The following is a 13,776-nucleotide window of genomic DNA, read 5'->3' as shown; positions in this document are numbered from 1 at the left end:
CATACAATCTGACATATATAAAATATTAGAAAGATATAACTCCCATACGAATTTAATATATCTAAGGAGGGACAACCATGGATATCCGGCAATTGAAGTATTTTCTAGCGATTGCAGAGGAAGGTCAAATCACTTCTGCAGCCAAAAAACTACAAATGGCCCAACCCCCGCTAAGCCAACAGCTTAAGCAGCTAGAGGATGAGCTTGGGGTCAAATTAGTGGAACGTGGACCGCGAAGAATTCAGCTTACCGAGGCCGGAATCATTTTGCAGAATAGGGCGAAACAAATCTTAGAGTTGAGTGATTCCACTACAAGAGAAATGAAGGACCTAGGAAAAGGTCTAAAAGGAACCCTCTCCATCGGGACCGTGTCCTCGTCAGGGGCTACTCTTTTAAATGACAGGCTCTCCGAATTCCATCGGAACTATGCAGGCGTCAAATTTGAAATCCATGAAGGTAACACATTTATGATCATCGACCTATTAAGCAAAGGGATTGTCGAGGTTGGCATTGTCAGAACCCCATTTAATTTGGGCAATCTGGGCTATAAATATGCTGATCCTGAACCGATGATTGCCGTAATGACTCCAGAATATGATTGGGACCGGGCGAAATCCACCATCGATGTCACAGAGCTACAAGATAAGCCGCTTATCATTTACCGCAGGTTTGAGCAGCTCATCCGAGAGACTTGTTCAGCTCATGGCTTTGAGCCCAATATTTTCTGTAAAAATGACGATGCTCGTACAACGCTCCTGTGGGCCAACGCGGGGCTTGGAATTGGAATCGTTACAAGAACCACCTTCGAGCTGGCCAATAATACGAATCTTATATATAAAGAGATTGAATGTGACAATCTGCGCACGCAAATAGCAGCCATATGGATGAAAGATAAATATCTCTCCACAATAGCTGCCAAGTTTATAGAAAGCTTTAGCGGGGACAATACTTCCCCTATTTGAACCAACCCTTCTCTTTGAAGCGTGTAATCGCCTCAATCCGGTTGCTAACATCTAGTTTCTCAAGAATAACGGAAATATAATTCCGAACGGTACCGGTTGTGATATACAACTCACTTGCGATCTCCTTCGTATTTTTCCCGTCTGCAATCATGCCTAGCACTTCATTCTCTCTTTGAGTCAATGGATTCTCTTGACCACCGTAGTCGTCCACTAATTCCGGGGCATAGATACGTCGTCCAGCCATGATGCTACGAATGGAGGTCGCCAGTTCCTCACTAGGACTGTCTTTGAGTAGGTAGCCATTAGCCCCTGCTTTTAGCGCTCGTTCAAAATATCCAGGACGGGCAAAAGTCGTAAGAATCACCACTTTACAGCCCATTCCTTTCAGTTCCTCAGCCGCGTCCAATCCATTCTTAAGTGGCATTTCAATATCCATAATACAAATATCAGGTCTATGAAGATGGACGAGCTTCACCGCATCCTCACCGTTACTTGCCTTGCCAACTACTGTCATATCTTCTTCTAAATCAAGCAGGGAAGCCAGAGCACCCAGCAACATCCGCTGATCCTCGGCAATCACAATCGTAATCATATCCCCGCCTCCTTTTCTAGCTTGTCAGGTTCATTCGTAATATTTGGTACTTTGATGATTATCGTGGTCCCCTGCCCCTGATCTGCACAAATGTCCAAGCTTCCATTCACAAATTCCAGACGTTCCTTCATCCCACGTAACCCACTACCTCTGGAAAATAAATACTCCCCCACAATACCAACTCCATCATCCTTCACCTTAAGAACCAGATCCGAGCGAGAGGGTTCAATCGATATGGAGCAAAGCTTTGCGTTACTGTGCTTCACCACATTGGTGACCGCTTCTTTTAGACACATACTCAGCACATTTTCGTTCAAAAGAGAGGTGTTCGATAACTTAGGGTCCCCATCCAGGTTGAACTCAATTTCAGCGGCTTTCAATATTTGTCTAATCCGGAACATTTCGTCCTCTAGCCGTGTTCCCCGCATCTGCGTAACCATTTCCCTAACTTCCTTCAGGGCCGTTCGCGCAGTCTGACTAACATCTGTAATTTCGTTGCGGGCCTTATCTGGATCTATACTGATTAGCTTACCAGCTAAATCGCTTTTCAAACCAATTAATGAGAGCTTCTGCCCCAATGTATCATGCAAATCACGGGCAATACGTTGGCGTTCTTCCAGCTTGACCAGTTCGGAAATCCGTTTATTCGCATCCTCCAGCTGAACCTGCAGCCTGTCACTCTTATTGCGATTATAGGTAGTCACCGGTAGGAGAATCACACCGATCATACTAACAAGGATAAACGGTAACTGCGTAAAGAATACAGGATTTTGCGAGACAAAACCATAATTGATCGTCACAAATGTACTGACAAGATGAATAATGTACAAAGTAATAAATCCAATCCTATTTTTAATATTACCGATAAAAAAAGCTAGAAACAGCGAGAAATACACATACCCAAATGCCAGTGTCATCGTAATGGAGATCAAAATCTGGAGACTCGTCCAAAAATACACGAGCCATCCCTTCGAAATAAAGGATAGCACGTAACAGATAAAGAAACCGATGATCATGATACTACCTAAGACGACCGAATACGTAGAGGTAAATCGAAAGATGAAATAAAAAGGCAGGATGTAGAAGACAACCCATATATACGGGCTTAGTCCCGTATTTTTGTGCAAAATTTGATACCACTTCTGCATCGGATGACTTCCCCACCTTTGTCTTTATGTCTACATTTATTTTTATAATAACACAATAGATTAATGCTCTTGACTGGTTTGCTTGTTCAATCGTTGACTTGCTTGCTCTTTTACTCGTTGACTGGCTTGATTCTTCACCAGATGCTTCGCATCTTTAAACCCAACAAAGTTCTTCGTATGTTCATCCCACAGACGAAAACGCAGTGATTGCAGGCTAGTGCCGATCGTAATCGTCGTTGCTTTCTGTAATGGCGGTGTAGCGTTATGGGCTTTCTCTAAATTATAGTTAGGCACTTTGGGACTCAAATGATGAACATGATGGAATCCGATATTTCCTGTGATCCATTGCAGCAGTGTAGGCAGTTTATAATAAGAACTTCCCTCTACAGCGGCATTGATATAACTCCATTCCTCATCGTGTTCGAAATAAGATTCTTCGAATTGATGTTGTACATAAAATAGCCAGATGCCCAGCATTCCTGATACGAAGAATATAGGCGCCTGAATTAGCACAAATGCTTGCCAGCCAATAGCCCAACATAATAACGCGTATAGAGCAACAATGGCAACATTCGTAACATGCGTATTGACCTTCTCTTTACGCTTTGCACCTTTACGGTTAAATCGGTAAGAAAATAAGAAAATCGCAACAGGACCCGCGCCAAACATGACCAGTGGATTCCGGTAGATCCGGTAAGCCAGACGACGCCAAAAGGATGCTTCAGCATATTCGTCTACCGTAAGTACCCACATATCGCCTGTTCCTCTTTTATCGAGGTTGCTACTCGTGGCATGATGAATCGAGTGACTGTGTTTCCATTGCTGATACGGGCACAGTGTAATCACACCCGTGATGGTACCCAGTATATCATTAGCACGACGGCTCTTAAAGAATGATTGATGACAACAATCGTGAAATATAATAAAAGTCCGGACTACAAAACCGGAAGCAATAATCGTAATAGGGAGAGTCAACCAATAGGAGACTGAAAGGCTCAAATAAGCAGCGTACCATAGTAGCAATAAAGGCACTATGGTGTTAAGTAGCTGACGCACACTCGACTTCGTATCAATTTTTTCATAAGGGGCCATATTCTTTTTCAATGCTGACAGGTTGTTAGGTTGAGCCATCGTGTGGTTTCCTCCTCATTATAACAAGCGGCGAACGTGGTGAAGATTCGATAATCCATCTTATATCTTCATTGTAGAGAACTAAGGCTGATCGTTGTAGTCATAAACGTCAAGTCCGGAGTATGATAAATGTCATATAGGCGTGCTCTGAGGAGTGCATATAAATAACTGGAATACCTCCATTTAATGTTACTTGTGTGCTTCCTGCTTGGACGATTTAACTGGAATTCCTCCATCTAATTTGAGGTTCTGAAGTAATATTAGTGGACATCAGTTGAATTAACGGGAGTTATTCCAGTTAACCTAAGAAAATTGGTTATTTGGATTAAATTAGCTGGAGGTTTTCCATTTAATCAAAATGGACAGCCCGCTCCTCCCGCTCTCCCTCAGGTGAGTCTACGTAAATACAAAAAAACCTCCCGCACAAGGGAGGTCCTTTCTTACTTTATTCCTTAATACTTCCACAACACTTCTTATATTTCTTGTTACTTCCACAAGGGCAAGGGTCGTTACGACCAACTTTGACACTTGTTAAAGGCACCACGTTCTCGGTGGGTGGCACCAAGGTCTGCGTCTGTGTCTGTGTCTGTGTCTGTGTCTGTGGCTTAAGCTTTATATCCTGATCCTCGGTAAGAAGCTCCATCATGACCTGCTTAACAGCAGTGACATTCTCGTGCAACCCTAACTCCGCGTATAGGTCTTCAAGACGTTCTAGAACATAATACCGATCCTTTAGTTCCTCAATCTCCAGCGCCTGCTCTAATATTTGTACAGCTTTAACCGTGTTCTTCTGGTCCTCACGAGCTAAGACACCATAATGATCAGACCATCTGATCCAGCCCCAACCTGAAAAAGGAGATTCCGTAAGCTGCTGTCTAAAAGCCTTCTCCCCTTCTTCCGGTTGTCCTAAGTCAAAGTATGATTCACAAATCGCCCATCTCATCAATTCAACATTAGGATCGCTCTGGTCACGGTGCCGTGCAATATATTCAGTACAAAAATGAATCCGCTTCTGAGCAAAGCTACTCTCTTCCCTTGATGCATTTCCTAGTTCCATCTCAAAGTCAGAACTCCAATTGTAAATCCGCTGCTGTCCGAAGGCATGGTCTAACTCTTCAACGCTGAGCTTATTCTCATCGATCATCGTACGCATTTTTTCCCAAAGTTGTCCCCATATCGTGATCGCCGCCAATGATACTCCCTCCTGAGAGTATTCATAGCCTTCTTGCATCAAGCTAATCCAATCCTTCTGGACCTCTGGGTCTAAAGTAAATGTAAATTTATTCATATGTCGTCACTTATGCTCCGTATACTTCGCTAAAGATCTGCTCTACTTGAGGTAGAATGACATCCCACTGCATATCAGCTTTTTTGCTAATCGTGACAAAATCTTTGATTCCAAAAATATTATCTACACCTTCTACAGCCAGTAATGCCTTAGCCAAGGGATGATCCGTGGCGTCACCAACTTTTAGAGATGTACTTCTAGGGCCTTCAAATATCGTCTGATTCGTACTGATCTTGATCGCATTGGGGTTCGGTGTAACCTGAACATTAATTTGTATAGACATGGGATCACTCCTCCTCATTTGTGCTCATTGTAACATGGCAAACTACGCCCCACCAAATGTTGGAGAGGCGTAGTTTGATTTTGTAGGCATATCCTATCTTCTAGATAACGATGCCCATATGGATTCAAGCCACTGATCAAATTCAGCGCCCTTATCCCCTTCATACGTATCATAAATATCGATTCTCATCTTCTTCAACTTCTCTTTGAACTCTTCAAAAGTATGACCTTCTGGCAAGCTCTTCTTAACTCGTACTAGAACTTTGTTTACTCCCTTAACCAGTTCACCTTGTCTTCTAACTGGGGATTTAACATTTTGACCAAATCGTTTGAGGTTACGATAAGCAGCCTCTTGAACTTGATACACCGTATCATTGGCCATGATTTTTGAGAGTAGACCGATGGTTTGTTCATTGTTCCACTGCTTCTGACCTAACTCTTCCACCGCAGCTAATCTTTCTCTCCAATTCGCAGTTCGGTTCGCCGCTTTTTTTAGATCCTCATAAGTTACTTCTTCTGGCGCCTCTATATTTACTTCTTCATGATTCAAAATATTCAGGTCTCCTTCTATTCTTTAATTTCGCTTTCTTTGGCCAATTTAGCCGCTTCTTCCTTCTCCTTCTTTACACCTTTACTGGTGTAAGGTTTGGGAGCGTTCTTAGCTCTTTTGGCACTTGCTTGCCAACGATTCCAGCCTTTTTTGTCGGTTCCCCTACCTGTTCCACCCTTACCTTTTGCTTTACTCAAATAATCACTCCGTTATTCATTGTATATTGGATTACCTGCTCATCGTTAGTTGGTTCTATTACATTTGGGTATTTACCCAAGCATGATGAAATATACCTCATTGGCCACCATATGTACAGAAAAACAACACTCTCCTAGCTGCGCTGCTACAAATTAGTAACAAACAGACTGGAAAGTGCTGTGAATCGGAACTCTAACAGAAATAGGTTAATACTTATCCGCAACTGCGCCTAATACCGCTCCCCTTACATAAGGTTGCCCACTTAGGGCCTGAAGCTCCTTCGCATTTCCAGTAAGAACAACACCTAGAATCCGAACATCAGTCTTCTCAGGCCGTGCTTTTTCCCCTTTTAAATAATTATTTATCCGATTGAACTCGTACTGGTGTTTACCGTTTAGCCCTCGCTGTAATGCATCAATAAAATTCTGCTCGTTAACATCAGGTCCATCGAAGTTGATACCAAATCCAAATAGATAATTGTCCCCCTCCGGGGTAGCAAAGCTCATATTCCCATTGCCATCCTTGTAAGGTTCGTAATATTTTCTATTATCATAGGTATCTACCCAATACCACACTTGTGTTAGTTCTGCTGGGATCATCGCTTTAACGTCCGCTAAGGAATAGTCCTTATCAAATGAGATAGCCATCTCAACTAACTTGTCTTGGTCCATCTTCTTAAGGATAGATAGATCATTCAACACCTTATCGTTATAGTTCACCCCCGGGATATAAAAAGCCATCTTTCGCTGCCCATTATACCCGTTATAATTACGGTAATATTCAAATTTGCCCTGAACCATCTCAGGATCTGATATGGGGATATTTAAACCATGAGTATCACCACCAATACTTGAAAAAGAAAGAAAGGGTAGAACACTATAGCCTATCTCCTTCGTCTGCCACGGAATCGGTACCCCTTCAATGACTTTGTACATACTAAACTCTAGTTTCCCTGACAGAAGCCCATGTTCATCTGTATACCCTGAAACATATTGATTGGGACCACTAATTTCCATGAGTGCATATTCCTCGCTCATCGCTTTCGATGCACTGTGACTCGTAAGTTGAGCATTCACAATGACCCCAATGAATAGAACAATAACCGATACAACTAGTGAAATGAGGATGTTTCGGATCGTCGTTCTTCGTTTAGCTTTTTTGATTACTTTGGATAGGTTGTTATCATCTTGATCTTCCCATGGTCCGCTCATTCAACGTCACCTCTATACCTTTTCTGAAATTGTTTACGGGCTTGAAATAGCCCCGATTTAACATTCTCGACTTTTATTCCAAGCAAATCAGATATTTCCAGATAAGATAACTCCAATTCATACTTCATAATTAATAGCTGTTTATGGTGAGGTAACAGGTTGGCGAGAATGGACTCAATTTGCTCCCGTTTCTCTTGCTGTAACAGCTTGTCTTCTGGTAAATCCACATCGGCGATCTGAACAGATTCAATTGGAACTTGAATCCGCTTATTCCGCCGGCATAGATCGTAGTAACGGTTGATGGCAACCTTATATAACCACGCACTGAATTTATTGGCTTCGATAGATTCAATGTATAAGAATGCTTTGTAGACGGTATCTTGAACGATATCCTCCGCGTCAGCAGGATTCGCACCTAAACGAATTAGGTATTTTCTTATTTCGGTTAATTTGGGTTGAAGTAATTGATGCAGCTGCCCGGGCTCCATTCTTCACCTCCCTTCATTGGTATAACGAGCGAGTGTTCCAAATGTTATATGGGATCACAAAAAAAGACAACCCTGATAGATAGATCAGAGTCATCTTTCTTCATAATCTTTTGGCTACACATCTTTTGACTGCGTCTCTTCAACCCACACGGACATCTCACCCAACCCGCGGTTGGCCCAGGTAAAGTAAGGAATGAATTTTAATGGAGCACTCTCTTTATTCCACCGAGAATCACTACGATATAACTGCTCCTCCCAGCCTTCCGCAGCAGTCCATCGCTCACCAGTGGCATAAATAACGTTCAATCCTTCATGAAGCTGATCATCCGGTTGGACTTCAAATGGAGAGCCCGCTGGTAATCTAAGTTGATATAACCCAGCGCCATTATCCGCCTCTTCCAAGCAATATACGAATGGCCCGCGTTGCAGAGCGACTTTACCAAAATTTTGGCGAACAAGAGGATGAGCTTTCATCCGTAATACGGGCATCGAGAACACCACATCAATCACTTCATCCGGCTCCCATATTCGATTCAACCGAATATAACCATCCTCATCCCCACTTTTGAACACTTGCCGTTTCCCGTGAGCCGTAACTTCCACCTGATCGCACCACTCCGGCATCCGCAAAGCAAGTGTAAATGGAGTTGCTTGCTCGGTATGAATTCGGAAGCTTACTTCCCCGTTTGATGTATACTTAGACTCTTGCTCAATCCGAACCTGTTTCCCTGCCATTTCGAGGTCAATTTTACTTCCAACATATAATTGAACGTATAGGGTATCTTTTTGTTTGGTATACACATAGTCGCCTAACGATGCGAGTAACCGCGCTATATTAGGTGGGCAGCAGGCGCAACCGAACCAACCCTGTCGTTCTGGCTTCACATGATCATAAATTTTGTTCTTTCCGTGAGCTGCAGGATATACCTCCAATGGATTAACATAGAAAAATTTCTTCCCGTCTTGAGACATGCCACTAACAACCGTATTATACAAAGCACGTTCCATCACATCAGCAATTTTACTATCCGGGGATATTCGTAACATCCGCTGAGCGAAGAAGATCAACCCAATGGAAGCACAGGTCTCGGCATACGCCGTATCTCCAGGAAGGTCATAATCCATCGTGAACGACTCCCCCTGTTCCATCGATCCAATTCCACCTGTGATGTACATCCGTTTACTCACGATATTACTCCACAGTTTCCTACAAGCTTTCAGTAGACCCGGATCTCCGGTTTCTGCGGCCAAATCTGCCATCGCTGTACACATGTAAACCAACCTTACCGCATGACCCTCCGCCGTAATCTGCTCGCGAACAGGTAGATGAGATTGACTATAAGCATGATCAAATATCATCGTGAGTTGTGGAAAGTGCGAGGTCTTGCCTCGTTTTCTCCACTCTTCCTCATAGAAATGCGGTGTAACCCCACGTTGCTCTATAAAATAGGAGCTAAGCTTGAGATACTTCTCCTCACCTGTAGCATGATACAACTTCATCAAAGCCAATTCGATCTCCTGATGGCCGTCATAACCATGTAGCTTACCAGGTTCTTTGCCAAATACGGTATCAATATAATCTGCGAATCGACAAACAACATCTAACAGAACTCTTTTTCCGGTAGCTTGATAATAGGCCACACCTGCTTCGATCATATGTCCTGCACAATAGAGTTCATGGCATTCTGCAAGGTTTGTCCAACGGTGACCTGGCTCTTTTATTGTGAAATAAGTATTTAAATAGCCGTCAGGCTGCTGCGCCTTAGCAATGATCTCAATAACTTCATCTGCTATTTGCTCCAAATCAGGGTCGCTCTGCGTGCCAAGTAAATACGCAACCGCTTCTAACCACTTGGCTACATCGCTGTCTTGGAACACCATCCCGTAGAAGTCGCCCTTCGTCTGCCCTGCAGCAATTTTGAAATTAGTAATGGCACGACTCGGTTCTGCCTCCGGCACTCTGTCATTCAATGCTTCCCATTGATAAGGAACAACTACCTCGCGAACTAATCGTATATATTCAGACCAAAATGGGTCTTGTATTTGACTTTTAGTATTTGGAACTGTGGAGTGATGTAACTGTGTCATATTTATTTCCCCTCTCTCTTCTTATTGTCCATTCAAATTTTATATTAATTATTCCAACCTTTTAGTAAGCGCTTTATTTATTATATTACATGCTTTATTATGAGATTGACATCATTAGATTCAACCTGTTTTTTAAAAATCTCAACCTTTTGGAGGTCCCCAATGAACTCATCCATTTTACATTTCATCTCTCCTCCCATCCCTTATTTTCTAGACTGTGGGCGAGCAACATATGGCATTGGAGAGCGTCATATAAAGCGAAAAAACATTGGTGTATTCGATTTGATTGTTGTAACCAAAGGGGCATTGTCGATTGGAGAGAATGATAAGGAGTGGGAGTTACAACAGGGGGAGGCATTAATATTAAGACCAGATGCAACTCATTATGGAGCAGCACCCTGTACTCAGGAGACTGAAATGATCTGGATCCACTTTCAAACCTTTGGAAGCTGGAGAGAATGTCAGGATATGAAGGAATGCTTGGACAATCAAACCGAATTAATTGAAACTCACAAACAAATCGCTTACTTAAACCATTGTGACGTTTGCTCCATTTTTATTCCCAAACATATCCGAGTTTCTCAAAAAGAAATGGAGGTCTTGAACAATTTCACTCTTCTGGAACAAGAACCACAAACGATGCGAAATTGGAAAAGACAAGCCGCATTTCAATTGTTTATACAGCATCTAGACCGGGATCTAGCTTCTATGTCTGATGCTACAGCCTTTCATTTAGCGGAGAAAATTGAACTATTTATACGACAAAACTACACCCGGAATCTCTCCAACGCCATTTTGCAACAGGAATTGAATTATCATCCCAATTACTTGGCCAAATGTATGTTAAAAATATACGGCATGACCCCCATAGAATATCTAACGTATTTTCGGATAGAACAGGCAAAAAAATTACTCATTCAAACCGCCTGGTCTGTAGCTCGCATTGCGGAAGAAGTCGGCTTTCATCATGTCTCTTATTTTTCATCCTGTTTTTCTAAAAAAGAAGGCATTTCTCCTTCTAATTTTCGCATGAAGTTTATTGGACCTCGCTGATTTTATTACATATATTGGTATAATCCAAAACCCTTCTATAGAGGAAAAGTCTTAATTTCCCCCTTTGTAGAGGGGTTTCCAAAATTTATTTTGCCTTTGTGCAACTTTTTTGTTCACAAGACAAAGTTATTAGCATATACTAATCTTGTGGCATAGTACAACAATGTCAGTTATCATCACAAATTCAACGTAACAAACTAAACATAGATGAAGAAGGTGGATCTTGATGAGTGGAACAAATATCCCATTATCGGAAGCAGAGCTGGGTAACACCCTGCGCATAACTCGCATAGATGTGGAGGGCGTATTAAGACGGAGATTGCTAGATCTCGGATTCGTCGTTGGAAATGACATAGAAGTGCTGCGGCATAGTCCACTTGGAGACCCAACCGCCTTCCGTGTAAGTAACACGACGATTGCACTACGTAAAGAAGAAAGTTCCTTGATATATGGAGAATTAATCGGAGGTGTAGAATGATGAAGCAATATACTGTCGCTTTTGCAGGCAATCCTAATACGGGCAAAAGCACCCTGTTCAACCTGCTGACTGGATTACGGCAACATACAGGTAACTGGGCTGGCAAAACCGTTATTTCCGCTGAGGGCGAATTTACTCATAACAACAACGTATACCGTGCGATCGATCTTCCCGGTACGTATTCGCTGTACTCCAACTCCGCCGATGAGGAGGTAGCCAGAGATTATATTATTTTCGAGCAACCGGATGTAACGCTTGTTGTACTTGATGCAACATCACTAGAGCGTAATCTCAATCTTGCTTTACAGGTACTAGAAATTACCGGCAGAGCCGTCGTCTGCATTAATCTGATCGATGAGGCACGTAAATTCGGCATCGATATCGATGTCAAGGCGATCTCCAAACGACTCGGGGTACCGGTCGTAGCTATATCAGCGCGAAATAAGATCGGGATTGAAGCGTTACTTGATCAAGTAGAGCGAGTTGCTACTGGAGCCTTTACTTCGGAGCCCATGAAGATCACCTATAATGATGAAATTGAACAGGGCATTGCCCAGCTGATCCCCATGGTTGAGGGCCTTATTGGCTCCAAATATCCTGCGCGCTGGATTGCATTACGCTTAATGGATGGTGACAGCAGCCTACTCTCCTCACTTAAGGACAACATGGATAGCAAAGCTACATCGAATGTAAAGGAGGTTGTCGGTCATGGAGTCACCGCTTGCCACTAACAAAGGTGCTGACACGCTAGATTCTTTGCTGGAAGCAGCAAAAAAGCTCGCGGACGGAAATTCCATCCGTGATGATATTGTCAGTGGAATTTACCGCGTATCTACTGGTATTTGCAAGGATACAATAACGTACCGCGATAAGAAAAAACTAAATAGCACCAATAAACTAGATGCGATTGTAACCTCAAAAATATGGGGTTTCCCAATCATGCTTGGTATTCTCGGGGTTGTGTTCTGGATCACCATTGCTGGAGCCAATTACCCTTCAAGCTGGCTTGCCTCCTTATTCGGCTGGATAGAGGGTTATCTAACTGCTGGATTTCAAGCGGTTCATGCTCCCGATTGGCTTCATGGACTGTTAGTTCTGGGACTGTACCGCGGAACGTCTTGGGTCGTCAGTGTCATGCTGCCGCCAATGATGATCTTCTTCCCTGTGTTTGCCTTGCTGGAGAACTTCGGTTATCTCCCTCGTGTCGCCTTTAACATGGACCGTTTATTTAAGAAGTCCGGTGGACACGGCAAGCAAGCCCTAACTATGTCGATGGGCTTCGGCTGTAATGCCGCTGCCATTCTATCTACACGTATCATTGAGTCGCCGCGTGAACGGATGTTAGCGATTCTGACGAACAATTTTGTACCTTGTAACGGCCGTTGGCCTACGCTGATCTTACTCTCATCATTGTTCATGGCAGGAGCCGCTACAACGGGCGCATTACGTACGCTGTCAACAGCCTCCGTACTTATGGGTATGGTGCTAATCGGTATTACGGTTACGCTGACCGTCTCCTGGGTCATGTCCAAGACCGCCCTTCGTGGCGTGCCAACGCATTACACCTTGGAACTTCCGCCGTTCCGTCGTCCACACATCTGGAAGACGATCCTCGTCTCTTCCAAGGAAAAGTCATTAAACGTGTTGATGCGAGCCGTTGTTGTCGCTGCACCTGCCGGGGTGATCACCTGGATGCTCGGTAATATCTTTGTTGGTGGAGATAGTATCCTGAACCATATGGCTGCTTTCTTCGATCCATTCGGACAATTACTTGGCATGGACGGATTTATTATTATGGCCTTTATTCTCGGGCTGCCTGCGAATGAAATCGTACTCCCTATTCTATTGATGGGCTATATGTCTTCTGGGGCTATGGTGGATATCGACAGTCTGGGCAGTATCAAAGACGTCTTCCTCGCTCACGGTTGGACGTGGTTAACTGCACTTAGTATGATGTTGTTCTCCCTGCTCCACTATCCGTGTGGCACAACGCTCATAAACATATATAAAGAAACGAAAAGCATGAAGTGGGCCGTTCTCTCCGCCGTCATTCCACTCGGTATCGCGATTGGTGTGACGTTTACCGTAGCTCAACTTGTTAGATTGTTTGGGTGGGTGTAAATTTCACTTCATATTATCGTTTGACTAGGACAGGGTACTGATTCCTATCAGTGGCCCTGTTTTTGTTATGTACTGAGCTAATATAGCGCAAGCCTCTTCCCCATTTACATGGAATTTCTCCTGTTAAATAATTAGGAGAAACCCATCCGTCGACTATTAACTGGAATTACTCCAGTTAATTCAAGC

General features: G+C 43.3%; 15 protein-coding genes. 5 read left to right on the top strand and 10 right to left on the bottom strand.

Annotation, left to right across the window (positions count from 1 at the left end; all coding sequences use genetic code 11):
• Positions 1-77: 77 nt before the first annotated feature.
• Complete coding sequence (locus tag IEW05_RS01965; protein WP_188535297.1) at positions 78-962, top strand: LysR family transcriptional regulator; 885 nt, start codon at positions 78-80, stop codon at positions 960-962.
• Here the strand turns inward: IEW05_RS01965 and IEW05_RS01960 are convergent.
• The 10 genes from IEW05_RS01960 to IEW05_RS01915 all read right to left on the bottom strand — a co-directional run bounded on the left by IEW05_RS01960 (position 955) and on the right by IEW05_RS01915 (position 9,938).
• Positions 955-1,554 (bottom strand): response regulator transcription factor, encoded by a 600-nt coding sequence (locus tag IEW05_RS01960; RefSeq protein ID WP_188535295.1) that lies wholly within the window; start codon positions 1,552-1,554, stop codon positions 955-957. The genes IEW05_RS01965 and IEW05_RS01960 overlap by 8 nt on opposite strands.
• Positions 1,551-2,702: a sensor histidine kinase gene (locus tag IEW05_RS01955; RefSeq protein ID WP_188535293.1), complete on the bottom strand. Its 1,152-nt coding sequence runs from the start codon at positions 2,700-2,702 to the stop codon at positions 1,551-1,553. Before IEW05_RS01955 ends, IEW05_RS01960 begins: the two co-directional genes overlap by 4 nt.
• Positions 2,703-2,762: 60 nt before the next feature.
• Positions 2,763-3,833 carry a Delta(5) desaturase DesA gene (gene desA, locus IEW05_RS01950; protein WP_188535291.1) on the bottom strand — a complete coding sequence of 357 codons (1,071 nt, stop codon included), beginning with the start codon at positions 3,831-3,833 and terminating at the stop codon, positions 2,763-2,765.
• 445 nt (positions 3,834-4,278) lie between these two features.
• The gene (locus IEW05_RS25710) at positions 4,279-5,121 is read right to left on the bottom strand and encodes an SEC-C metal-binding domain-containing protein (protein WP_229753223.1); all 843 of its coding nucleotides are present in this window, start codon (positions 5,119-5,121) and stop codon (positions 4,279-4,281) included.
• A 10-nt stretch (positions 5,122-5,131) separates the two neighbouring features.
• The gene (locus IEW05_RS01940) at positions 5,132-5,404 is read right to left on the bottom strand and encodes a NifU N-terminal domain-containing protein (protein WP_188535289.1); all 273 of its coding nucleotides are present in this window, start codon (positions 5,402-5,404) and stop codon (positions 5,132-5,134) included.
• Between the two features lie 93 nt (positions 5,405-5,497).
• Entirely contained in the window at positions 5,498-5,953 is a 456-nt protein-coding gene (locus IEW05_RS01935; protein WP_188535286.1) for a HEAT repeat domain-containing protein, read from the bottom strand.
• 17 nt (positions 5,954-5,970) lie between these two features.
• Complete coding sequence (locus tag IEW05_RS01930) at positions 5,971-6,150, bottom strand: DUF3934 family protein (protein ID WP_188535284.1); 180 nt, start codon at positions 6,148-6,150, stop codon at positions 5,971-5,973.
• Positions 6,151-6,357: 207 nt separating this feature from the next.
• Complete coding sequence (locus tag IEW05_RS01925) at positions 6,358-7,362, bottom strand: anti-sigma factor (RefSeq protein WP_188535282.1); 1,005 nt, start codon at positions 7,360-7,362, stop codon at positions 6,358-6,360.
• On the bottom strand, positions 7,359-7,850 hold the full coding sequence (locus IEW05_RS01920; protein WP_188535280.1) for an RNA polymerase sigma factor: 492 nt from the start codon (positions 7,848-7,850) through the stop codon (positions 7,359-7,361). The genes IEW05_RS01925 and IEW05_RS01920 overlap by 4 nt, the downstream gene beginning before the upstream one ends.
• 114 nt (positions 7,851-7,964) lie before the next feature.
• Complete coding sequence (locus IEW05_RS01915) at positions 7,965-9,938, bottom strand: glycoside hydrolase family 127 protein (RefSeq protein ID WP_188535278.1); 1,974 nt, start codon at positions 9,936-9,938, stop codon at positions 7,965-7,967.
• 162 nt (positions 9,939-10,100) lie between these two features.
• Here IEW05_RS01915 and IEW05_RS01910 point away from each other — a divergent pair, with 162 nt between their 5' ends.
• The 4 genes from IEW05_RS01910 (at position 10,101) to IEW05_RS01895 (ending at position 13,590) form a co-directional block, all read left to right on the top strand.
• On the top strand, positions 10,101-10,991 hold the full coding sequence (locus tag IEW05_RS01910) for an AraC family transcriptional regulator (protein WP_188535276.1): 891 nt from the start codon (positions 10,101-10,103) through the stop codon (positions 10,989-10,991).
• Positions 10,992-11,217: 226 nt separating this feature from the next.
• The gene (locus IEW05_RS01905) at positions 11,218-11,469 is read left to right on the top strand and encodes a FeoA family protein (RefSeq protein WP_188535274.1); all 252 of its coding nucleotides are present in this window, start codon (positions 11,218-11,220) and stop codon (positions 11,467-11,469) included.
• A complete protein-coding gene (locus IEW05_RS01900; RefSeq protein ID WP_188540675.1) occupies positions 11,469-12,200 on the top strand; it encodes a FeoB small GTPase domain-containing protein in 732 nt (243 codons plus the stop codon). The genes IEW05_RS01905 and IEW05_RS01900 overlap by 1 nt, the downstream gene beginning before the upstream one ends.
• On the top strand, positions 12,178-13,590 hold the full coding sequence (locus tag IEW05_RS01895; protein ID WP_188535272.1) for a nucleoside recognition domain-containing protein: 1,413 nt from the start codon (positions 12,178-12,180) through the stop codon (positions 13,588-13,590). Before IEW05_RS01900 ends, IEW05_RS01895 begins: the two co-directional genes overlap by 23 nt.
• Positions 13,591-13,776 lie beyond the last annotated feature (186 nt).

It is taken from the genome of Paenibacillus segetis, from assembly GCF_014639155.1.
Taxonomy (GTDB): domain Bacteria; phylum Bacillota; class Bacilli; order Paenibacillales; family Paenibacillaceae; genus Fontibacillus; species Fontibacillus segetis.
This window is presented reverse-complemented; position numbering and strand designations above follow the sequence as displayed.

Bases quoted from the DNA above. Each gene is read 5' to 3' on its own strand.
- IEW05_RS01960 (WP_188535295.1), bottom strand. From the start codon at position 1,554: ATGATTACGATTGTGATTGCCGAGGATCAGCGGATGTTGCTGGGTGCT.
- IEW05_RS01965 (WP_188535297.1), top strand. From the start codon at position 78: ATGGATATCCGGCAATTGAAGTATTTTCTAGCGATTGCAGAGGAAGGT.
- IEW05_RS01940 (WP_188535289.1), bottom strand. From the start codon at position 5,404: ATGTCTATACAAATTAATGTTCAGGTTACACCGAACCCCAATGCGATC.
- IEW05_RS01925 (WP_188535282.1), bottom strand. From the start codon at position 7,362: ATGAGCGGACCATGGGAAGATCAAGATGATAACAACCTATCCAAAGTA.
- IEW05_RS01910 (WP_188535276.1), top strand. From the start codon at position 10,101: ATGAACTCATCCATTTTACATTTCATCTCTCCTCCCATCCCTTATTTT.
- IEW05_RS01895 (WP_188535272.1), top strand. From the start codon at position 12,178: ATGGAGTCACCGCTTGCCACTAACAAAGGTGCTGACACGCTAGATTCT.
- desA (WP_188535291.1), bottom strand. From the start codon at position 3,833: ATGGCTCAACCTAACAACCTGTCAGCATTGAAAAAGAATATGGCCCCT.
- IEW05_RS25710 (WP_229753223.1), bottom strand. From the start codon at position 5,121: ATGAATAAATTTACATTTACTTTAGACCCAGAGGTCCAGAAGGATTGG.
- IEW05_RS01915 (WP_188535278.1), bottom strand. From the start codon at position 9,938: ATGACACAGTTACATCACTCCACAGTTCCAAATACTAAAAGTCAAATA.
- IEW05_RS01905 (WP_188535274.1), top strand. From the start codon at position 11,218: ATGAGTGGAACAAATATCCCATTATCGGAAGCAGAGCTGGGTAACACC.
- IEW05_RS01955 (WP_188535293.1), bottom strand. From the start codon at position 2,702: ATGCAGAAGTGGTATCAAATTTTGCACAAAAATACGGGACTAAGCCCG.
- IEW05_RS01920 (WP_188535280.1), bottom strand. From the start codon at position 7,850: ATGGAGCCCGGGCAGCTGCATCAATTACTTCAACCCAAATTAACCGAA.
- IEW05_RS01900 (WP_188540675.1), top strand. From the start codon at position 11,469: ATGAAGCAATATACTGTCGCTTTTGCAGGCAATCCTAATACGGGCAAA.